This is a genomic window from Thermococcus sp. 101 C5, from assembly GCF_009372125.1.
In the GTDB taxonomy this organism is placed as follows: Archaea; Methanobacteriota_B; Thermococci; order Thermococcales; family Thermococcaceae; genus Thermococcus_A; species Thermococcus_A bergensis.
This window is the reverse complement of record NZ_WHIZ01000018.1, coordinates 1-18,496: the sequence shown is the minus strand read 5'-3', so window position 1 is coordinate 18,496 and position 18,496 is coordinate 1. Positions and strand designations below refer to the sequence as shown.

The 18,496-nt window shown below is 43.2% G+C and carries 25 protein-coding genes; 5 read left to right on the top strand and 20 right to left on the bottom strand.

Annotated features, from left to right (window positions below; translation table 11 throughout):
• Nucleotides 1–12: 12 nt before the first annotated feature.
• The 3 genes from GBV73_RS04165 to GBV73_RS04155 all read left to right on the top strand — a co-directional run bounded on the left by GBV73_RS04165 (nucleotide 13) and on the right by GBV73_RS04155 (nucleotide 3,417).
• Nucleotides 13–1,332 carry an NAD(P)/FAD-dependent oxidoreductase gene (locus tag GBV73_RS04165; RefSeq protein WP_152879539.1) on the top strand — a complete coding sequence of 440 codons (1,320 nt, stop codon included), beginning with the start codon at nucleotides 13–15 and terminating at the stop codon, nucleotides 1,330–1,332.
• 21 nt (nucleotides 1,333–1,353) lie between these two features.
• A complete protein-coding gene (locus tag GBV73_RS04160; protein ID WP_152879518.1) occupies nucleotides 1,354–1,935 on the top strand; it encodes an RNA 2'-phosphotransferase in 582 nt (193 codons plus the stop codon).
• A gap of 198 nt (nucleotides 1,936–2,133) precedes the next feature.
• Nucleotides 2,134–3,417, top strand: coding sequence for a sodium-dependent transporter (locus GBV73_RS04155; protein WP_371717007.1), 1,284 nt, complete (start codon nucleotides 2,134–2,136; stop codon nucleotides 3,415–3,417).
• Between the two features lie 162 nt (nucleotides 3,418–3,579).
• On the opposite strand, the gene rlmD is transcribed toward GBV73_RS04155, so the two are convergent.
• From rlmD to cgi121, 6 genes are all read right to left on the bottom strand, one after another.
• On the bottom strand, nucleotides 3,580–4,824 hold the full coding sequence (gene rlmD, locus GBV73_RS04150; RefSeq protein WP_152879537.1) for a 23S rRNA (uracil(1939)-C(5))-methyltransferase RlmD: 1,245 nt from the start codon (nucleotides 4,822–4,824) through the stop codon (nucleotides 3,580–3,582).
• 5 nt (nucleotides 4,825–4,829) lie between these two features.
• Nucleotides 4,830–5,165 (bottom strand): hypothetical protein, encoded by a 336-nt coding sequence (locus GBV73_RS04145; RefSeq protein WP_152879516.1) that lies wholly within the window; start codon nucleotides 5,163–5,165, stop codon nucleotides 4,830–4,832.
• On the bottom strand, nucleotides 5,155–6,357 hold the full coding sequence (locus GBV73_RS04140; protein WP_152879514.1) for an MFS transporter: 1,203 nt from the start codon (nucleotides 6,355–6,357) through the stop codon (nucleotides 5,155–5,157). Before GBV73_RS04140 ends, GBV73_RS04145 begins: the two co-directional genes overlap by 11 nt.
• Before the next feature lie 10 nt (nucleotides 6,358–6,367).
• A complete protein-coding gene (locus GBV73_RS04135) occupies nucleotides 6,368–6,631 on the bottom strand; it encodes a TMEM165/GDT1 family protein (protein ID WP_225807579.1) in 264 nt (87 codons plus the stop codon).
• A gap of 41 nt (nucleotides 6,632–6,672) precedes the next feature.
• On the bottom strand, nucleotides 6,673–7,848 hold the full coding sequence (locus tag GBV73_RS04130) for an aminotransferase class I/II-fold pyridoxal phosphate-dependent enzyme (RefSeq protein WP_152879510.1): 1,176 nt from the start codon (nucleotides 7,846–7,848) through the stop codon (nucleotides 6,673–6,675).
• Between the two features lie 133 nt (nucleotides 7,849–7,981).
• Nucleotides 7,982–8,404 (bottom strand): KEOPS complex subunit Cgi121, encoded by a 423-nt coding sequence (cgi121, locus tag GBV73_RS04125; protein ID WP_152879508.1) that lies wholly within the window; start codon nucleotides 8,402–8,404, stop codon nucleotides 7,982–7,984.
• Nucleotides 8,405–8,614: 210 nt separating this feature from the next.
• Between cgi121 and GBV73_RS04120 the strand changes: the two genes are divergently transcribed.
• Both GBV73_RS04120 and ftsZ read left to right on the top strand, forming a co-directional pair.
• The gene (locus GBV73_RS04120) at nucleotides 8,615–8,806 is read left to right on the top strand and encodes a ribbon-helix-helix domain-containing protein (RefSeq protein WP_152879506.1); all 192 of its coding nucleotides are present in this window, start codon (nucleotides 8,615–8,617) and stop codon (nucleotides 8,804–8,806) included.
• A gap of 20 nt (nucleotides 8,807–8,826) precedes the next feature.
• Nucleotides 8,827–10,074: a cell division protein FtsZ gene (gene ftsZ / locus GBV73_RS04115; protein WP_152879504.1), complete on the top strand. Its 1,248-nt coding sequence runs from the start codon at nucleotides 8,827–8,829 to the stop codon at nucleotides 10,072–10,074.
• 55 nt (nucleotides 10,075–10,129) lie between these two features.
• Here ftsZ and GBV73_RS04110 read toward each other — a convergent pair whose 3' ends face one another.
• From GBV73_RS04110 to GBV73_RS04045, 14 genes are all read right to left on the bottom strand, one after another.
• Nucleotides 10,130–10,576: an adenylyltransferase/cytidyltransferase family protein gene (locus GBV73_RS04110; RefSeq protein WP_152879502.1), complete on the bottom strand. Its 447-nt coding sequence runs from the start codon at nucleotides 10,574–10,576 to the stop codon at nucleotides 10,130–10,132.
• On the bottom strand, nucleotides 10,573–11,085 hold the full coding sequence (locus GBV73_RS04105; protein WP_371717006.1) for an RNA-binding protein: 513 nt from the start codon (nucleotides 11,083–11,085) through the stop codon (nucleotides 10,573–10,575). The genes GBV73_RS04110 and GBV73_RS04105 overlap by 4 nt, the downstream gene beginning before the upstream one ends.
• An 11-nt stretch (nucleotides 11,086–11,096) precedes the next feature.
• Entirely contained in the window at nucleotides 11,097–11,696 is a 600-nt protein-coding gene (locus GBV73_RS04100) for a DUF4443 domain-containing protein (protein WP_152879498.1), read from the bottom strand.
• A 50-nt stretch (nucleotides 11,697–11,746) separates the two neighbouring features.
• Nucleotides 11,747–12,889 (bottom strand): RNA ligase, encoded by a 1,143-nt coding sequence (locus GBV73_RS04095; RefSeq protein ID WP_152879535.1) that lies wholly within the window; start codon nucleotides 12,887–12,889, stop codon nucleotides 11,747–11,749.
• A 163-nt stretch (nucleotides 12,890–13,052) separates the two neighbouring features.
• Nucleotides 13,053–13,778 (bottom strand): tRNA-binding protein, encoded by a 726-nt coding sequence (locus GBV73_RS04090; RefSeq protein ID WP_152879495.1) that lies wholly within the window; start codon nucleotides 13,776–13,778, stop codon nucleotides 13,053–13,055.
• Nucleotides 13,762–14,832: a hypothetical protein gene (locus GBV73_RS04085; protein ID WP_152879493.1), complete on the bottom strand. Its 1,071-nt coding sequence runs from the start codon at nucleotides 14,830–14,832 to the stop codon at nucleotides 13,762–13,764. Before GBV73_RS04085 ends, GBV73_RS04090 begins: the two co-directional genes overlap by 17 nt.
• A gap of 5 nt (nucleotides 14,833–14,837) precedes the next feature.
• On the bottom strand, nucleotides 14,838–15,170 hold the full coding sequence (locus GBV73_RS04080) for a hypothetical protein (RefSeq protein ID WP_042702464.1): 333 nt from the start codon (nucleotides 15,168–15,170) through the stop codon (nucleotides 14,838–14,840).
• Nucleotides 15,171–15,174: 4 nt separating this feature from the next.
• Nucleotides 15,175–16,155 (bottom strand): bifunctional oligoribonuclease/PAP phosphatase NrnA, encoded by a 981-nt coding sequence (locus tag GBV73_RS04075; protein WP_152879491.1) that lies wholly within the window; start codon nucleotides 16,153–16,155, stop codon nucleotides 15,175–15,177.
• A complete protein-coding gene (locus GBV73_RS04070) occupies nucleotides 16,118–16,441 on the bottom strand; it encodes a DUF3194 domain-containing protein (RefSeq protein WP_152879489.1) in 324 nt (107 codons plus the stop codon). Before GBV73_RS04070 ends, GBV73_RS04075 begins: the two co-directional genes overlap by 38 nt.
• 34 nt (nucleotides 16,442–16,475) lie before the next feature.
• Complete coding sequence (locus GBV73_RS04065; RefSeq protein ID WP_042702455.1) at nucleotides 16,476–16,826, bottom strand: prefoldin subunit beta; 351 nt, start codon at nucleotides 16,824–16,826, stop codon at nucleotides 16,476–16,478.
• A gap of 56 nt (nucleotides 16,827–16,882) precedes the next feature.
• Nucleotides 16,883–17,119 (bottom strand): KEOPS complex subunit Pcc1, encoded by a 237-nt coding sequence (gene pcc1, locus GBV73_RS04060; RefSeq protein ID WP_042702452.1) that lies wholly within the window; start codon nucleotides 17,117–17,119, stop codon nucleotides 16,883–16,885.
• Nucleotides 17,116–17,745 carry a ribosomal biogenesis protein gene (locus GBV73_RS04055; RefSeq protein ID WP_042702449.1) on the bottom strand — a complete coding sequence of 210 codons (630 nt, stop codon included), beginning with the start codon at nucleotides 17,743–17,745 and terminating at the stop codon, nucleotides 17,116–17,118. The genes pcc1 and GBV73_RS04055 overlap by 4 nt, the downstream gene beginning before the upstream one ends.
• Before the next feature lie 65 nt (nucleotides 17,746–17,810).
• A complete protein-coding gene (locus tag GBV73_RS04050; protein ID WP_152879487.1) occupies nucleotides 17,811–17,960 on the bottom strand; it encodes a DNA-directed RNA polymerase subunit P in 150 nt (49 codons plus the stop codon).
• Between the two features lie 29 nt (nucleotides 17,961–17,989).
• Nucleotides 17,990–18,247 (bottom strand): 50S ribosomal protein L37ae, encoded by a 258-nt coding sequence (locus GBV73_RS04045; protein WP_152879484.1) that lies wholly within the window; start codon nucleotides 18,245–18,247, stop codon nucleotides 17,990–17,992.
• Nucleotides 18,248–18,496: the final 249 nt, after the last annotated feature.

Here is an 18,496-nt window from a genome sequence, read left to right as displayed (position 1 = left end):
ATGGTGAAAGTTATGAGGATAGTAGTTATTGGTTCTGGAACAGCTGGAAGCAACTTTGCTCTCTTTGCAAGGAAGCTTGACAGAAAAGCGGAAATTATCGTGATAGGAAAAGAAAAAACAATGCAGTATTCTCCCTGTGCACTGCCCTTTGTTCTAAGCGGAAAGATACCCAAGCTGGAAAATATCATAGTATTTCCGAACGATTTCTACGAAAAGCAAAAAATCCAGATGATGCTGGAAACCGAAGCAAAAGAAATAGACCGGGAAAGGAAGGTCGTGGTTACGGACAAAGGTGAAGTTCCGTATGATAAGCTTATCATCGCCACAGGCTCCAAGGCGTTTGTCCCCCCAATAAAGGGCGTGGAAAGTGAAGGAGTTTTCACTCTAAAAACCTTAGAAGATGTAAAGAAAATCCAAGCATACATAGAGAAGAGAAACCCAAAAAAAGCCATTATAATTGGAGCTGGCCTGATAGGACTTGAAGGGGCGGTAGCGTTTAGGGAGCTTGGAATGGAAGTTGTTGTTGTCGAGTTGCTCGACCATTTACTCCCAACGATGCTGGACAAGGATACTGCTTCAATAGTCCAGTCTCACCTTGAGGAAAAGGGGATAGAGTTCAAATTCGGCGTCGCGGTAAGTGAGATTCTCGGAAATCCCGTCACAGCTGTCAAGGTTGGGGAAGAGAAAATCGAGGCAGACCTTGTTCTTATAGCAACAGGTGTAAGGGCTAACGTCGAGCTAGCTCAAAGAGCTGGATTGGAAGTCAATAGGGGCATTGTTGTCGACGAGTACCTAAGGACAAGCGATCCCGATATCTACGCTATTGGAGACTGTGCTGAAGTCTTTGATGCAGTCACTGGGAAAAGAACGCTAAGCCAGCTCGGCACTACAGCCGTGAGAATGGCAAAGGTAGCAGCAGAAAACGTTTTTGGAAAAAATGTAAAATTCAGACCCGTTTTCAATACAGCCATAACCGAACTCTTTGACCTTGAAATCGGAACGTTTGGGATAACAGAAGAGAGGGCAAAGAAAGAAGGAGTTGACGTCGTTGTGGGCAAATTCAAGGGTTCAACAAGACCAGAATACTACCCGGGAGGAAAGCCAATAACAGTGAAGCTTATCTTTAGAAGGGAAGACAGAAAATTAGTGGGAGCACAGATAGTCGGTGGAGAGAGAGTGTGGGGCAGAATAATGGCCCTGAGTTTTGCCGCTCAAAAGGGAGCAACTGTAGAAGATATAGCCTACGGAGAAACTGCCTACGCTCCTCCAATAAGCCCCACGATAGACCCGATTACAGTTGCGGCTGAGATGGCATTGAGAAAGTTTAAATGACCTTTTCTCTATTTCTTTATGATGAAAAAAGAAGAGTTCTTGAAGAGCAGAGAAAGGACTAAGATTAGCAAACTGATGAGCTACATCCTAAGGCACGCTCCCTGGGAATTTGACGTTGGAGTAGATGAGGAAGGCTTCGCCAGTATTGAGGAGGTGGTTAGGGCTGTTAAAAAATCCTACCCGTGGGTTAAGAAAGAGCAAATTCTCTGGATTGTTGAGAACGATCCAAAAGGCAGATTTGAGATTAGAGGGGACAAAATAAGAGCCCGATATGGACACAGTTTCAATGTCTCTCTGAATCATGAGGAAGACGTCGATGTGAGAATCCTTTATCATGGAACTCCCAGGAGAAATCTCAAAAACATATTGAGAGAGGGTATAAAATCAATGAAAAGAAAGTTTGTCCACCTAACAACAAGCAAGGAAGAAGCATACGAAACAGGGCGCAGATATGGAAGGGATGTTGTGATTATTTTTGTAGATGCCGAATGCCTGAGAAAGAAGGGATACAAAATCTATAAAGCCGGAAAGAATGTCCGTATAGTTAAATTTGTGCCTCCAGAGTGCATAATTTTCTATGAACAACCAAAAAACTCTTCTTAAATCTTAATCTTTTTGACGGAATGACAAGTAAAGTGGGAAAATATTTTTATAGGAGAATAACATTTTGGTGAGTTGATGCCCTATGATGTTCAGGAGTGGTTGTTTTTGGCTCTATAGCTGGTGAACCTCTTCTACGGTTAATTCAAGGAAGGGATTGTTTTTGGCGCTGATTTGCTAAACCTTTTGGAGGTGTAGTTTGTGACAAGAGAAACTTGGGGAAGTAGAATAGGGTTTGTTGCAGCTGCAATAGGAAGTGCAGTAGGGCTAGGAAACATCTGGATGTTCCCAATGAGGGTAGGCCTATACGGTGGAGCAGCATTCTTGCTTCCATACTTAGTGTTGCTTTTTGCGATAGGAGTGGTTGCTCTTACAGTTGAGTGGACGCTGGGAAGAGCCACCAGAGGTGGCCCAATAGAAGCATTTTCCAAAACACTGCCCGGAGGAAAGTACCTCGGAATACTTGTAAATGTAACGATGCTAATGGTGTTTGCCTTCTACTCCTTGGTGCTCGGATGGATACTCAGGTACTTCATAGCCGCATTAACTGGCGAACTTACAGGAGTTAATCCAGAGGCGTTTTTTGATAGTTTAGCATTCAGCAAGGAGGCTCTGTTATGGCAGTTCACCATGATAGCAATAACAGTGATTATAGTGGCCATGGGGGTTCAAAAGGGAATTGAAAGAGCTAACAAAGTTATGATGCCTGCTTTGTTTGTGCTCTTAATTGTCCTGGCCATAAAGAGCGTTACACTGCCAAATGCATATGAAGGTCTAAGGTTTTACCTCCTTCCAGACTGGAGCAAAGTAATGAGCGGAAAAACCTGGATGATAGCTCTGTCACAGATGTTCTTCTCCTTAAGCGTCTTAGGAAATACAATGGTAGTGTACGGAAGCTATCTAAAAGACGAAGACGACATCCCATTGTCGGCAATAGCAACAGCCTTTGGAGATACAGCGGTGGCTGTTACAGCCGGATTTCTAGTTTTCCCGGCAGTGTTTTCATTTGGTCTTGAGCCTACAGCCGGTCCAGGGTTAGTGTTCGTGACGTTGCCAATGGTATTCCAGAAAATGCCTGGAGGAATGTTTTTTGGCGCATTGTTCTTCCTCCTGCTGATATTCGCCGGGCTTTCTTCAACTGTCTCAATGCTCGAAGTTTATGTAGACTCAGCCATTACAAAGCTCAATATGAGCAGAAGAAATGCCTCAATCCTCTTAGGCCTCTTAACTTTCCTGGTAGGTGCACCTTCAGCAATTAATCCATCATACTTTGACTGGCTGATCAACATCTCAACGGTTTACATAGGGCCATTGGGAGCTTTAATAGCGGCTCTGGCACTGATAAAGCTCGGAGTGGACAAAGCGTATGAGGAACTCAAAAAAGGGGCTCTAATAGAGGTACCAAAACTCTGGAAGCCATGGGTAAAGTTCCTGTATCCAATAGTGATAGTAGTGATCTACATCTCACAATTCCTGCTGGGGTGATCTAAATGGATACCGTCTATCTGATAGCTTTGCTTGTGGTGCTCCTAGTCTATGGGCCGTTTATATGGGCCCTTTACAAGCTTTCAAAGGCTTCAGCTTCCTAGTTTTTTATTTTTGATTAGCACTTCAAAAAACTTTAATGAAATGCGTAAGAAGAAACAATCAGCGCCGCTTCAGCTTTATAACCGCTTCCATATGAGGAGTATGGGGAAACATGTCGACTAAAATTGCATCCTCCACCTTGTAGATGTCCTTTAGGCGAGAATAATCCCTGCTAAATGCCTGGGGATTGCATGAGATATAAACAACGTTTTCAGGTCTTTCTTTTTTCAAGGCATCTACGCCCTCTTTCAAGCCTTTCCGCGGAGGGTCGACAATAACCGTGTCGTACTCCCTTATCGGGAAGGATTTCGCATCCCCTACCAGAAAAGTAGCTTTCACACCGTTTATTTCGGCGTTTTTATTGGCCATTTCCACTGCAAAGGGGTTTATTTCAACTCCCTCAACGTTAAACCCTTCTTTCGCCAGAAAAACTCCAAACGTTCCCACACCGGAATAAAGGTCAAGAACATTCTCCCCCTCGACAAAATTTAAAACTGCCTTCAAGAGAATAGAAAGGGCATAAGAATTTGTCTGGAAAAAGCTGTTTGGATGTATCAAGTAAGTAATGCCATCAATTCTTTCCTTTATGAACGGAGAACCGCTTACAAGTTTTGGTATGCCTTTAGGGTCGTCTTTAGGATCCTCTTTGAAGCTCCAGTAGAGAGAATCTGCAAAGTCAAAATAATCCGAAAAGCTTTGTGGGGCTTTTTCAAGGTGGGCAATGACGTTAACCATGATTTCTCCGGTGAATTTACTTTCTCTAACAGAAAGGTAGTGAATATCACCGCTTTTCTTTTTTGGATCCCACGGAGAAAGGCTTTCTTCAATCACGAAATGTTTCAAAGCACTTATGAACTCCGGAGTGCGGTTTGAAAAAACTGGGCACTGATTGATACTCACAATATGCTGGGAATCCCTCCGTTTGAATCCAGCGCCCTTTGTCGAGACAATAAAGTTGCTTACGTTCCTAAAGCCCCAGAGTTTCGGGGAACCCTTTATTGGAGCTTCGACTCCAGTTGTTTCCTCAAATATTTTCATTTTAAGGTTTAGCTGTTCTTTGTACTTTATGTGCTGCCAAAAACAGCCTCCGCACCTTCCGAAATATGGACACCTGGGATTTTGTCTCAACGGTGACTCCTCGAGGACAGTGAAGTCTTCCGCAATTAAACGTCCAAACCTCCTGAACGTTTTTCTGACCTCCACAAAATCTCCAATGACAGCGTAGGGGACATAAACATCTCTAACCAGCTTTAACACTCCGTAACCATCAGAACTCATTTTTGTTATGTATCCTTTTCCTTTCATTGCCCTCACTGGTAACCAAACTTTATTTCGTTTTTAAATTCGTCGCTGGTTATCAGTACAAGGGAAATTGCCGCCAAAAATGTCAAGCTAGCAGATGCGGGCTCAAAGCTTACCAGCACCCACAGTATGCCAAAGATAAGGTCCAAAAGTGTTATATAAGTCCCAATCTGGACAACAAGCTCCCTGCCTAGCAGAATTCCCAGGAGAATAAGGAAGTGTATCCCTGCGATTATAAAAAACCCGAGTGCAGTGGACATTTCATCTAGACTCAAAACACCCATTCCAGCAAAATACGTCCCCATTAAGAAAAAGAAGGTGGAAACGATGGGCTTAAGCCTCATCTCCAAGCTCCTCCACAGGCAACTTCATTCTTGACACCGCTATCAAGGTCAATATTCCCAGTACCGGCATAAGCATAAGCTCCGCAAGTGCCAGCGCTTCACTATGCCTTGCAAGGGCTTCTGTGATAGACGGAGCGACTGCGTTTGCTGAGTTGGAAATCAATCCTAGGGCAAAAGAGGCCCTGGGATAGATGCTCTTGGGGTAGGTTGCTGGGGCTGAGGTCCAAAATGCTGGCCCCGTACCCTGAAGAGCACCAATCAGCCATACTGAGGCTAAAGCAAGTGAATAGTTCCCTTCGAGCATTGCCTTGGAATAAATACCCAATCCAACAAAAGCCACTGCGTATGAGAGTATCATGACCTGAACAATAGCCTTAAAGAGTCCCCTTGGACTTGGGTTTTTCTTGGAAAGCTGGAAACCAACGAATCCCATAACTATTGACCAGAGAGCTTTTGATATGTTGAGGTTCGTGCTTAGAGCGGCCACCTGATCCTTGCTCCAGCCTGCTTCGTATCCCATGGAGGCTGAAAACCCCGCTATTGTGAAGATGACCCACAGAGCTGGGAAGAAAGTGAATCCAAGCACCCATGTAAACTTCATCTTCCAGATGTTTATCTCTTCTTCCCCTTCTTTTTTATGAACTATTTCAAAGTCCTCTGTGAGGAGCCACCATATTAGAAGGACGGCATACATTATGGCAACCGTTACCAAGAAGGCAGTCTTCCATCCCAAGGCGCTTACCAGGTATTTGGCGCTTATTGAGCCAAAAACGCCCCCCCAGAATATACCTGAGAGAATAATACCCTTAGCAAACGGCCTTTCTGCAACAAAGTAATTGGCTATCTGGGTGCTGAATAGGGGAACCAAGCTCACGACAAAACCCTGGATAAACCTGAGAAAGACAACCAGATACCAGTTCCCCACATAGGGGATCAGGGCTTGTGGTATTGCGGCGAAACTGAGAGCCAGGGCAACGCTTCTCTTAAAACTCCCTTCGTAGAGCTTCGTGTGTCCAAGCAAGAATGCTATAAAGAGACCGAATACATATGCCACGTGCTGGAAATCATAAGCCTCAGCACTTATTCCGAAGTGAGAAATTATATCCGGCTTTGCAACACTCATCATGCTTAGAGTTCCAAAGCCCGCTGTCATTACCAACGTGTCCAATATGACTGATCTCCAGTGTTTCATGTTTCTCACCTCACAGCTTTCCAAGCAACATCAGCACACCAAATAGTATGAACAAAATACCGGCCCCTTTGTGAATAACTTCAACTGGCAAAGCATCACCTATTTTGTCTCCCAAAACAGCCCCAATCAAATTGACCGAAGCTAAACCAAGAATTGCTCCCAGAAATGCTTTTGCCCAACCGTATTTGGAAGCAAAGGCGATTGTTGCTAGCTGAGTCTTGTCTCCTAGTTCTGCAAGGAATATCGCGGCAAAAATATAAAGAACTTCCTTCACGCTAACACCCCCATAAGAAGATAAAAAGAACAATTAAATGGCTAAAGCTCCTCAAGAGCTTTTTTCATTCTGTCCATAGCCTCTAAGAGTTTTTCTTTCTTTGTCGCGTAGCTTATTCTTATGTAGCCTTCGCCATTAGGCCCAAATGCCGTTCCCGGGATAACAACCACTCTTGCCTTCTCCAGCAACCATTCTGCAAACTCCTCGCTTTTCATTCCTGTATCCTTTATATTGGCAAAGATGTAAAACGCTCCTCTCGGTTCAAACGCCTTTATGTAGGGTATTTCTTTTAATTGCTCTAAGACGAGCTTTCTCCTCTCTGCGTATTCATTGCGCATTTGCTCCACTGCCTTCCAGCTTGCTTCCTCTCTAAGGGCTGCAACTCCCGCAACCTGGACAAAAGACGCTACGTTTCCAACTATGTAAGCATGAAGTTTTATCATGTCCTTGATTATGTCCTCTGGCGCTATTGTAAACCCTAAGCGCCATCCTGTCATTGCGAAGGTCTTTGAAAAGCTGTTTGCGAGGATTGTGTTATCTGGGGCATACTTTATCATAGGCATGTGCTTTGCCCCATCGTACAGGAAGTGCTCATACGGCTCGTCGCTAAGGATGTAAATGTTGTAATCCTGAGCAATGTCCGCAATAGCTTTTGCAACATCTTCATCCAGAACAGCACCAGTTGGGTTGTTTGGGTAGTTAATCACAATCATTCTCGTTTTCTTGGTTATAAGCTCAAGAAGCTCGTCCGGATCGGGCTGGAAGCTGTTTTCCTCTTTCAAGGGTAACCTAATGGGCTTTGCCCCGGCAACCTTTGCATCTTCAACATAGCATACAAAAGCGGGATCTGGGATTATAACCTCGTCACCATCTTCCAGCAGGGTTTCAAAGGCGAGATATGTAGCTTCGTAAGCTCCAGCCGTTATAAGTACCCTCCCAGCTGGAATATTCAGGCCATAATGGGTATTATAGTACTCCGAAACTGCTTCCCTAAGCTCCGGAATACCAGCATTAGGAGTATAGTGGGTCCACCCCTCGTCAAGAGCCCTCTTTGCGGCTTCCTTTATATTTTGCGGAGTGTCAAAATCTGGTTCGCCTATTCCAAGGGAAATAACGTTTTCCATCTTAGCGGCTCTTTCAAAAAGTTCTCTAATCTTTGACCTCTGAATAAGATTTATACGGTCTGCAACGAAATATTTGTGCTTTTTATAACGCATGGCGCATCCCTCCGAGAGCAGTTATGAGTGAGGCCAAATTCTTATAAATCTATCGAGAGAAAAGTTCTAAAATTGGGCAAAGATTACGAAAATTCTTTCGAAATTTTGGCAAAAAATGGGCAATACGTCGATATTAGAGGACATCGACTAAAGCAGCCTTCTCGAAGAGTTTTTTTGCTTCATCTTTGTCACAGTCATTGAACGGTACTTCTTCTGCAGGTATCTTCGAGAGCACTTCTTGAAGATCTTTCTCTGCATTCTCTCCGAATGCCACTATGAAGTTCTCACCCTCCTTTGCCCCCACGGTCTTAATGGCATCTTTGATCTGCAGCGTCCCACTTGCCCTAAGAAGAATCTCCCCCTTGACTGTTTTCGCTTTGTTCGTTTTTCGTTCAAAGGACTTTAGGGCTGATATAGCAGAAAAAGCCACATGTTCCCAACAGTTCACGTTCAATATCTGAACATTATCGGGGAGAATTTCAAAAATATCTGCAGTATCTTCAAGCAAAATCTTTGCAATTGCAACCTTAATTGTGCCATAGTTTAATACCTTCATTTTATCTCCCCAAGCGTATTGTTTTGTTGTTTATTAAATTTTTTGTCTACACAGAAATGAGTACTCGATAAAAATATTTTAATCCTCCTACATACTTTCTTAAAAATTTTTGAAATTCATAATATTCTAATATTAACACACAAGCAAAAAGCATTTAACTAATTAAAGCCAAAACATACACTAGATGCACCTCATGTAATGGTGGACAGAATGGCAAAGATGAGGATCATTAGTGTTCAGTTGCCACAGGGACTCATAAACGCTCTTGATGTCTTAGTCAAAAGAGGAGTATACCCCAACAGAAGCGAAGCAATTCGAGAAGCTATCAGGGAGCTCATAAAGAAAGAACTATATACAATAGAGGCAGAAGAAAAGGAACTTCCAGAATATGTGATTGAATAAGAGTGTCGGAGGGAATTGATATGGTGTTTAAACTACTAGAACAAGCCGGTATTGATTTGAATATGGATAACGACGATAACAGAGCACAGGAAGCTCTCAATGATCTAGAAGTTTCTAAATCTTTCATTAAAATAGCAATTATCGGTGTCGGTGGATCTGGAAATAACACAATAACAAGACTCTACGAGTTAGGGGTAGAGGGAGCAGAGTTAATAGCCATGAACACCGATGCACAACATCTTTCAAGAACCAAGGCTCACAAGAAAATTCTTCTCGGAAAGAATATTACTCACGGAAAGGGTTCTGGTGGAAATCCAAGAATAGGTTATTTAGCTGCGGAGGCCAGTAGAGATGAAATAGCAGATGCAGTTAGAGATGTCGACCTTGTGTTCATAACCGCCGGTATGGGTAACGGAACAGGGACTGGGGCCGCACCTGTTGTTGCCAAGGTGATAAAAGAGGAAGCAAGAAACTCTGGGAGAATCCAAGAACCATTAGTAGTGAGTGTTGTGACATATCCATTCAAAACTGAAGGAACAAAGAGGATTGAAAAAGCAAAAGCAGGCATACAGGCCCTCCTAAAGTATTCAGACACTGTCGTGATAATAGAAAACGACAAACTTCTTGAATTGGTGCCGAAGCTTCCAATTTCAGCCGCATTTAGATTTGCCGATGAAATAATAGCGAGGATGGTTAAGGGCATAACAGAAACAATAATGCTCCCCTCCATGGTAAATATAGACTTTGCGGATGTGTACAGCGTCATGAAAAACGGTGGCGCTGCGTTAATTGGAATAGGAGAGAGCGATTCAAATAGGAGAGCTGTCGATGCCATAAACAACGCCTTGAACAACAAAATGCTTGAGGTTGAGTTTGGAAGTGGAGAAGCTGCCCTAGTGCACTTTACAGTTGGTCCAGACGTCAGCCTCGGAGAGATAAACGAGGCCATGCAGGTTGTATATGAAAAACTCGGAGCAAAGTCAGAGATAAAATGGGGAGCAAGAATAGAGAAGGATCTCGGAAAAGTCGTTAGAGCTATGGTGATAATGACGGGAGTAAAATCCCCTCACATCCTCAGCAGCGACGTTAACGCATTGACAACAGAGGATAACCTGATAATTTCAAATCCGATAACCAGAAGAATAAACAAGGATTCAGAGATTGAAAACATATTCGAGAATGTTTCAGGGAAGAAAAAGACCAACACGGTCGTTAACCCCGAAGCTGAGAGGATTGTAAAGGGAGCTGTAGATTACGACTTAAGTTAAATCTATTTACCCTTTTTATAATCATCAAAAAGGGTAAAATCAGAACCTGCTAAAATCACTCGCAAAATATCTCCACTATTTTTTGAATTATTTTGCTTGTTTTGGCCACATCCGCTTTGTATGCGTAGGGTATTCTGATGACCTCTGCCTCAATGCCATGTTTTCTGAGTTCTTCTTTCAGGGCATAGACATCAAAGTTTTGATCAGGGCCCAATGCAATGACATCTGGCTTAAGCTTTTTAATGAGTTCGAGGCTTATGTGTCCAGGGTCCCCAATTACAACGTCATCCACCATCTTGAGCGCTTTTAAAAGTTCAGCCCTTTCGTACATGGAGTTTATTGGCGGCCTGCCCTTCCTCTCTTTTACCGTTTCATCGTGGGCAACTATTACTATAAGCTCATCCCCAAGCTCTCTCGCTTTTTTTAAAAAGTGGATATGCCCCACATGGAGGATATCAAAGACACCCCCGACAACAACCCTTATCTTTTTCTTTTCATTCATACTGCAGTCAACTCCCAGATTTTATCTTTTGCGTGGTGTATTATTTTAACGGCCTTCCCTTTTGGTTTCTCTTTCATGGTTTTTCCGTCCATCAGTGCAATCCCAATTGCCAGTGGCCTCCCATACTGCTCTTCCACCACAAACACAAAATCGCCCTCTTTTATTTCTTCATCTGCATCCACTATACCCGGGGCCATGACATCGGCACCGTTCAATATATGTGGAACTGCGCCCTGATCGACAACAACTCTGCGCTTCCATTTTCTTAAGTCCTCCTTGTCGGAAAGCTCATATAGGGTTATTACCAGCGGGAAGATAAGCTTTTCTCGCCTTATAAACCGGGGCTTTCCATTGACAAACAAAATCTGGGTAGTTTTATCGAATTCACCGACCAAAACTTGGTCATTTTTTGATATTAGCTTCGTAGCAACTTCTTCCCCGAACATTTTGGTCATCTCTTCTATTATCTTCTTGACATCTTTTTTGCTCAGTGGATGCTTTATTTTCATTCCCAAACACCTCACTCAATAAGTTTTTTAATTTCCTCTGGCAATAGTTCCCCTTTTAAGTTCAATGCAACATGGATTAAACTTTTCAAAGCATCTGCTTTGTTCTCGGCCCACGTAACAATTACAAGGTCGCCATTTTCAACAGGGAGCTTTTTGAGGTCATCGGAAAGCTCGGGAAGGGTTTCCTTCAAAGGTCTTCCATCCTCTGGAAATACTATTTCACCGTTTTGTACCGTCAAAATCATGGCGCCCTTAGCGAAAAAGCGAATTGCTTCATCTCTGAGCTCTATACTCCTAAACTCTGGGGGATTTTTCACAGCAAGTGCATACGTCACAAATCCCTCAACTGGAGTTACCTCTAAAGGCTCTGAGAACAGCTTTGAAATCTCCTGGAGGACTTTAATACCCTTCTCACTCAGTAAATGCCCTTTTTGCTGGGATTCAACCAGTTCAATTGAAGAAAGCTTCTTTAAAAGCGTTCTGACAGTCCCCTCTCCAAGATTTAACTCTTCAGAAATCTGTTTTCGTCCTTTGGGTGTTTTTAACAAGAAAAGCACAGCGACAGCATCTTCAATTTTAAACTCGGGATATGCACCTCGCTTCCAATCCATCTTTTCACCTCTGTTTTTCGGTTTAACAGCAAAATATTAAAAATTTTGGGCTAGTCAACAAAAGGATGTCCGCTCCAAAGCTCTTTAATTTCTCTTGTAGCATCAGGGTAAACCCGTTTAAACATAATCCTCCAGTAGCCTTGGGGCATTTCCTCTATGTCCTCTATGTGAATCTTCAGCCCCAGACGTTCAAAGTGAGATACCATCTTGTAAGCTGTTTCTATGTGCTTCACTCTCACCGTAAAAACTTCGGCTATTTCCTCTCCAGCGCTGACATCCCATATGCTTTCAACAAAGGGCTCCAAAAGGGCTCTTCCCAGAGCACTTGCGTATTTTTCAAATTCTTCATCCTGCACTCGCTTTTCAGCTAGATAAAACGCAAGCCGCATTATTCTCTGCATGAAGTATCCTTGTGGGAGGTCAAAGAATATCCTCGCTCCGATTTTGATATCGTTAATGTTTGCATAAGGGGTAACATACTTTACAATTTTCTTCATATCGGGGCTTTTCATGACTACCCCTTCTCTCCTTTCCCTGCTCAGCCTCTCCACAAGCTCCTTAAGCTCGTCGATTTTTGAGATATCATACACCCCAAACACTTCAACGCTTGGAATTCCGTACTCCTCAGCTAGCTTAAGCCTCTCCTCCACGGGAAGGGAATTCCCCGTTTTCTTTTCCTGAATATCAAAAAGGAAGAACTTTATGTCCTCCTTCACATAGGGAGGCCCCTCAACGAGATATGGGCTTTCCGGCCCCGCCATCTCCCCACAAAGGACCAAATTTGGATAATCCTTGAAAAACTCCATATTAACAAAGTCCTCAATTCGCTCTGTGGTGAAGGGACATATAAAACCACCCCGGGTAAATGCAAAAACCCTTCCCTCTACCTGGGCAACCCTTACGTTGTACCCATCGACTTTTTCCTCTACATAGAAGGGTTTCCTCTTGAACACCCTCTTTATTCCATTTTCCAGATGAACAACCCGCTTTATATGAGGAAAGCCAAGTATGATGTTATGAAAATCAAAAACGACAGTCCCTCTTCTTAAGCTTCCAGCAGAATCTTTAAACCTGAGATACCGTATTCCATCGAATTCATCCTCTGTTATGCCACCTTTATTTTCCAGTATTTCAATACGCTCCCTGCTTATACCAAGCTCAAGAAGGATATCTTTGAAATAGGAACTCACCATCTCCAGCACCATTACTATTTTTCTGGTTTGGAGTTTATAGGTTTTTGGACATTCAACATAGTCTGCAATAGGAAGGATTCAAAATGTTCTTTTAACGCTACTCCAAATTTTAAAGTAGCTCAACAGAAATCAAAAGAGCTAAAAAATAAAGCAATATAAAGGCTCACTCTTTCAAAAATGCCTCAACCAAGTTTCTTGTTTCTTTCAACGCCTCAAGAGGAATACCCTTGGGCAGACCGCCGATTTCGCCCTTTACATCCTTTAAAACACCTTCTCCCGCTCCCAAGAACATTCCCTCACTAGTGATTCCTCTGAAGTTTGCTGGCGGTAAAAGAGCTACAGCAACTCTGTGGCCTTCTTTAACGGTTAAATCGTTTGTAACCACTGTAATTGCTCTATCCCCTATGTTGACGTTGCACACCAAGAGCCTATCCGCATTTGGATGCTTGCCAGCGCTCATGACTTCGCCAACCTTTATGTCCACTGCAATAACCGGGTCGTTTATCTTACCCAATTCCAGCCTCTTATCAAGGTTGAGAATCGTGTTCAGGAAAAAGCGAACCTTTGCGATGCTCTCTTCGACCTTCTCCCTCTCGCTTTTATCTGCCAGCTCAAGGAACTTGATGTACCAGTCTTCGCCGCCCAGTGCCTCGATTATTCCCAGAGCTTTTTCTTTTAGTGCTTTCATTTGAGGAGTGTCAATTAACTCCTGCGGCTCCAGATACGAGTAGCGCAATGCCTGAATCTCGGGAATCATCTCTTTTGCCAGTTTTACTGCTGTCTTTTTGTCCCACTTTCCCTTGAATTTTGCCCCTTCAACGGTTTTTAAAAACAACTCAACGGCTTTCTCAGCCACCAGCAACCGATAATCTTTACTTGTGTCCCACATTTTCCTCACCTTCAATCGCTTTTAGAACACCTCTCTTAATATTTTCGTCAGAAATTGCCTGTGCAACTGCAATTGCTTTGAGCTTGTCACCCCTCTTTGCATAGACCAAAGCAATCTTCTCAAAGATCCTCGATGCTCTCTTTTTCTCAGAAATTATTGCCCCTACTGTCAAAGCCTCTTCAATCTGACCTATTTTTAAGAACTTTGCTGCAATTTCCTCGAGCTTTTCGTCATTTGGCTTTATTTTTCTTTCTGCAACCATTCTAAATGCGTCCTCAACAATACTCTTTGCAAGCCCCTTCTTGTCATGGAGGAAGAGCCAGTACGCTACTTCCAAGAGCGCCAGAACTTTTTCTTCATCTGGCAGGTATTTGATAACAAACACAGCGTTGTCCACATCTCTCCTTTCGAGAAATTCAGAAACGACCTTGCTGCCTTTCTCAAGTGCCAGCTCTATTAGAGATGCCTTTTTCTTTAGCTCTTGCGCACTCAGGTGCCTTTTTATCTCTTCGTAAATCTCCGCAGCAAGTTCGTAGAACTCCTTAGCTTCTGGAGAGCGTATTTCCTCGGCATTTTCCAATATCTGCTGAGCTAGACGGTATAAGAACGATAGGACTTTTGAATAAGGCTCAGAAGAGTTCTGGGCCGTTTCATATGCTACGTTGTAATAGTAAAATGCACTGCTATAATCTCCCGCAAGTGCCATATAGTATGCAAGGTACCCATAACCTTCCGCCTTCCAGAGGGGGTAATCAATGGCCTTAATAATCTGGTGAGCCTTTTTGAAGAAGCGCTCGCCCTTTTTGTCCCCGCTTACAGTAAGGGCATATCCAACTAGTGCCAGCGCCCTAGCTTTTTCCAGAAGTCCCTCAAGGGAGTCAATAGTTTCAAGCATCCTTTCCAGCACGATCTCTTTATACTCGTCCCCTTCTACATATTGGTAAATGTAAGAGAGCGCCTCAAGCCTTGAAAAGGGATCCTCAATTCGAAGGGCAAGTTCCAGAGCACTTGAAAAATCCCCTTTCTGGAGAAAGTCGGAGATATTTTCCATCATAACTATCACCGAGAACCTTTAACTTTCTTATCCCATTCCTCAAGCATTAAGTCCAACGCCAGAAGATTAGTAAGCTTAAGCCGGACTTTGTTGCTGCTATAGTCTATCGAGCCGTCAAAATCATTTAAGAGCTCAAAAACTTTTTCAGCCTCCCTAAGATTCAGATTCCTCCCATAAAATTCCTCACCACATTCGGGGCATTTGAACGCGAAGTCATTTAAGGCCGATAAGAATGCATCTTTATCCTTAAGCAGCTCCCGAAAGTTTTCAAGGATAAGCATCTGTTCTATAAGGTCTTCCCACCTAATAATTTTCCCGCATAAGGGGCATCTGGACATTAAATCACCCCAACGTCTTTAGAAACATTTCGATTTCTTTCACTAAAAACTTAACGGCTTCCTCAAGGTTTCTCTTTCCATTAGCACCAGCCGCTCCGGAGTGCCCGCCACCTGAGCCATCTATAATCGGGCCGACTTTCTCCATAAGCCTGCCCAGGTGAAGGCCTTTCTTGACAAGGTTCTCCTTCGCCCTTGCAGAAATCCTGACTCCGTTCTTATCACTTCCAACAATCGCAACATCAGCCCCAAGCTGAAGGAAAACCTTACAGGCCAAGGACTCATAGGCAGAGACTTTCGAAACTGCTATTATGTAATTGCCAACCTTTTTTATTTCCATTCTCTGGCAGGCCTTTAATATGGCCATTCTCTTTGCCTGGTCTATGTTCTCATCCGTAACCGGAGCAACTAAATTGTATATCTCCCCCATTTGAATATCAAATCTCTCCAGGATTCTGGACACTGTTTTGAAAGTTTTTGAGTTTGCATACCTAAAGTTGGCAGTATCCGTAACTATTCCCGCCAGAAGAGCTTTCGCGGAAACTTCATCATAAAAGCCAAAGTACTCCAAGAGCTCCCACACAATCTCTGCGGTGGAAGTCCTTGAGGAGTCGATGATTTTTATGTGGGCTTTTATGGGGTTCTCCTTTTCAACGTGGTGGTCGATAACGATTACATACCGATCATTTGGAACTTCAACAGGCTCCAGCTGCTCGATGGAAGAAGTGTCAAAGATTATAACCACGTCTTCTAAAACGGATGGATTCCTTTCTACCTGGGCGAAGTTGAGAAGGCGTTTTGCATAAGACGAGACGCTTTGAGAAACACCTATCCGGTTTTTCAACCCTAAGCTTGTAAGATACCTGGAAAAAGCTATAGCACTACCCAAAGAGTCCGGGTCGGCATTGTGATGGCACAGCAGTAAAAAAGAATAATTCTTTTCCCTTGCTTTATTCAGAAAGTTCTTGAGCTTTATTTTGCCCCGCAATTTCCCTCAACCTTTTTTCAACTTTTTCATAAGCAGCTTCAAGTGCCTCGTCAACCAGCTTTTCAACGTCCACCTTTACGAATATTGGCACCTCAAGGTAGACCTCTATTTCCAAATCCAGGGTATCTTCGCGGTTTATCCTCGTCGTCACCTCTATGTCCTTCACTTCACTCCTTGTTAAGTGCTCAAAGATGTAGTCTATGATGACTTCCTGAGCTAGTTCACCAATTGCTATCAGCTCATCTTCACTCAGCTCTGGAAGCCCGATATGAAATACCTTTTTCATCTACGCCCCCTCATAAAATGTTGAAAAAAGAAATTCACCCAGCCACTCCTCTTAGAGAGTTCTGTATTTGTTGTGTGAGCTCTTTAATCTTCTCGTTAAGCTTCTGCTCCTGTCTCTCCAAAGCCTTTAGGCGAACCTCCAGGGTCTCGACTTTCTCTTTAAGCTCTTCCAGTGCCTTTGCTTTCGTTGCCCTGATTATTAGAGTGCCAACTGTCTTGTATATTGGGGTGTCTTCTTCAACTTTTTCAATCTCTTCGAGGGCCTTTTTAGCATCGTTGAGCTCTACCTGAACTCTTTGTTTCTGCTGGATTACAAGCTGGAGCTGCTGTTGATAGTTCTCAAGCTGTCCCAATAGAGCCTGCACCTGAGGTGGAATGTTTTGCATGATAACACCTCCTTTTAGTCCGAAGCTATACTCTCGAAGAAGATTTAAATAGTTAACTAAAGCTCTGCTACATCGAGGGCAACTTTAATCCATCGAAGATAAGAATTCAAAGTCCCCCTTAAGGCAGAATTGTCCTTTGCAATGAACTCCATTATAACCTTATTTTCCTTTAAATAAAAGTCCATCCTGCTTCTTCTATAGGGAACCGTTTTGTGCTCAAAAAGAACGCTCTCATAAACAACTCTTGCTGTCTCGCTGTCGGGGAATTCAAGCTCGATTCTCCCTTTTATCATTCTTCATCACTTTTGATGCCGAGCTTTTCTTTATAGTCCCATCTTCTCCCGTCTTCCATTATCCATATTTTAACGCTTATCAACGGCCCCACAGGCCTATCTTTTGAGACATCAAAGCGGTAGAAGTTTACAGCCATTCCCCTTGGGTGGCGCTCAATTACACCCAGAACATCCGTGTTGTATTTATCTGCTATGTACTGCAGGCTCTTTTCTCCTCTTGGGACGAATTTCCCGTTAGTAAGCTCAGCAAAAACCTGACCAAAGACGATGTGGTCAAGTCCAACCCTTTTGGCGGTTGTAACTATAAAGGGCATCTCCTCCCTAATCGGGCGGAGGTTTCTAAACCCCATTTCTCTCTGAAGTTTGATTCCATGGAGGTAGAGGTAACCCAGATATCCCCAATCTTCTGGAGAGACTTTTATGAAAGTCATTTTTAGCGGATTTCCTTTCCAAACATTGATTATCAAAAGCCTTTCGTAGCCTCTATCATAAGCCTCCATAAGAAGGTCTTGAATAGTCTTCTTTCCTCTAGTCAGATAAGTCGAGTTAGGGAAAACCCTCTCTAGGTCGTGTCCGAAACTTCTAGTCCTCCTTGTGGGTCTGTGGGATGTTGTTATCAGCATCATCTCTGATCACTTCGAGATTTGAGGAAAAGGGGTTATAAATCTTTTCAATAGAGAAGAGATAGGGCTCAAATTGCCTTAACCCTTCTGGCAACTTTGGGCCTAGGCTTGTAGATTATCTTTGCTCCACAGTATGGACAGCGTATTTCTCTCGTAATAGCAAGATCCATTTTAAACTCTTTTCCACATTTTGCACATTTATACAATGCCTCTACCATAACGATCACCAAAAAATGTTTTAAGGGGTTTATTGAGTTGTTACACCCCTCTTAGCAACTCTTCCAGCTGGGGTTGCGGGTAAGTAAGCGCCTCCTGCGAAGGTTGCACCACACTTCTGGCACTGCCATATTCCGGTGCTTATTCTCTTAACGGCGTTTCTTCCACATACCGGGCAGGTGTGCTTCTGTCTCATTTTTTCTTCTACGGCAGCAACTCTTCTTCTAATCTTGAGACCGTATCTTGGACCAAACCTTCCTGCGGATCCAACTTTTTTTGTTCTTGCCATGATCATCACCTCTAATGATCTTCAAGCCGATGGGTATAGCAGAGTTTCATTTAAAAGGCTTTTCCTAAAACCTAGCTTAAAGAACAAAATTTAGTTTATAAACCTTTCTTGCTAACCGCTTCTACCTTTCCTGTGACCATGATACTTCCTCATTATCACGTGCTTTTCTAAACCGTTCTGCCTACCCGTAAAGTGTGTGTAGAGTGTTAATTTCGTAACGGGTGGGCTTCCCTCCTCCCGTCTTCATCG

Bases quoted from the DNA above. Each gene is read 5' to 3' on its own strand.
- GBV73_RS04095 (WP_152879535.1), bottom strand. From the start codon at position 12,889: ATGGTGAGTTCCTATTTCAAAGATATCCTTCTTGAGCTTGGTATAAGC.
- GBV73_RS04050 (WP_152879487.1), bottom strand. From the start codon at position 17,960: ATGGTAGAGGCATTGTATAAATGTGCAAAATGTGGAAAAGAGTTTAAA.
- cgi121 (WP_152879508.1), bottom strand. From the start codon at position 8,404: ATGAAGGTATTAAACTATGGCACAATTAAGGTTGCAATTGCAAAGATT.
- GBV73_RS04080 (WP_042702464.1), bottom strand. From the start codon at position 15,170: ATGTCCAGATGCCCCTTATGCGGGAAAATTATTAGGTGGGAAGACCTT.
- pcc1 (WP_042702452.1), bottom strand. From the start codon at position 17,119: ATGATAAAAGGGAGAATCGAGCTTGAATTCCCCGACAGCGAGACAGCA.
- GBV73_RS04070 (WP_152879489.1), bottom strand. From the start codon at position 16,441: ATGAAAAAGGTATTTCATATCGGGCTTCCAGAGCTGAGTGAAGATGAG.
- GBV73_RS04100 (WP_152879498.1), bottom strand. From the start codon at position 11,696: ATGGATTGGAAGCGAGGTGCATATCCCGAGTTTAAAATTGAAGATGCT.
- GBV73_RS04130 (WP_152879510.1), bottom strand. From the start codon at position 7,848: ATGCGTTATAAAAAGCACAAATATTTCGTTGCAGACCGTATAAATCTT.
- GBV73_RS04055 (WP_042702449.1), bottom strand. From the start codon at position 17,745: ATGATGCTGATAACAACATCCCACAGACCCACAAGGAGGACTAGAAGT.
- GBV73_RS04045 (WP_152879484.1), bottom strand. From the start codon at position 18,247: ATGGCAAGAACAAAAAAAGTTGGATCCGCAGGAAGGTTTGGTCCAAGA.
- GBV73_RS04090 (WP_152879495.1), bottom strand. From the start codon at position 13,778: ATGTGGGACACAAGTAAAGATTATCGGTTGCTGGTGGCTGAGAAAGCC.
- GBV73_RS04160 (WP_152879518.1), top strand. From the start codon at position 1,354: ATGAAAAAAGAAGAGTTCTTGAAGAGCAGAGAAAGGACTAAGATTAGC.
- GBV73_RS04120 (WP_152879506.1), top strand. From the start codon at position 8,615: ATGGCAAAGATGAGGATCATTAGTGTTCAGTTGCCACAGGGACTCATA.
- GBV73_RS04085 (WP_152879493.1), bottom strand. From the start codon at position 14,832: ATGATGGAAAATATCTCCGACTTTCTCCAGAAAGGGGATTTTTCAAGT.
- GBV73_RS04110 (WP_152879502.1), bottom strand. From the start codon at position 10,576: ATGAATGAAAAGAAAAAGATAAGGGTTGTTGTCGGGGGTGTCTTTGAT.
- GBV73_RS04065 (WP_042702455.1), bottom strand. From the start codon at position 16,826: ATGCAAAACATTCCACCTCAGGTGCAGGCTCTATTGGGACAGCTTGAG.
- rlmD (WP_152879537.1), bottom strand. From the start codon at position 4,824: ATGAAAGGAAAAGGATACATAACAAAAATGAGTTCTGATGGTTACGGA.
- ftsZ (WP_152879504.1), top strand. From the start codon at position 8,827: ATGGTGTTTAAACTACTAGAACAAGCCGGTATTGATTTGAATATGGAT.
- GBV73_RS04140 (WP_152879514.1), bottom strand. From the start codon at position 6,357: ATGAAACACTGGAGATCAGTCATATTGGACACGTTGGTAATGACAGCG.
- GBV73_RS04165 (WP_152879539.1), top strand. From the start codon at position 13: ATGAGGATAGTAGTTATTGGTTCTGGAACAGCTGGAAGCAACTTTGCT.
- GBV73_RS04145 (WP_152879516.1), bottom strand. From the start codon at position 5,165: ATGAGGCTTAAGCCCATCGTTTCCACCTTCTTTTTCTTAATGGGGACG.
- GBV73_RS04105 (WP_371717006.1), bottom strand. From the start codon at position 11,085: ATGAAAATAAAGCATCCACTGAGCAAAAAAGATGTCAAGAAGATAATA.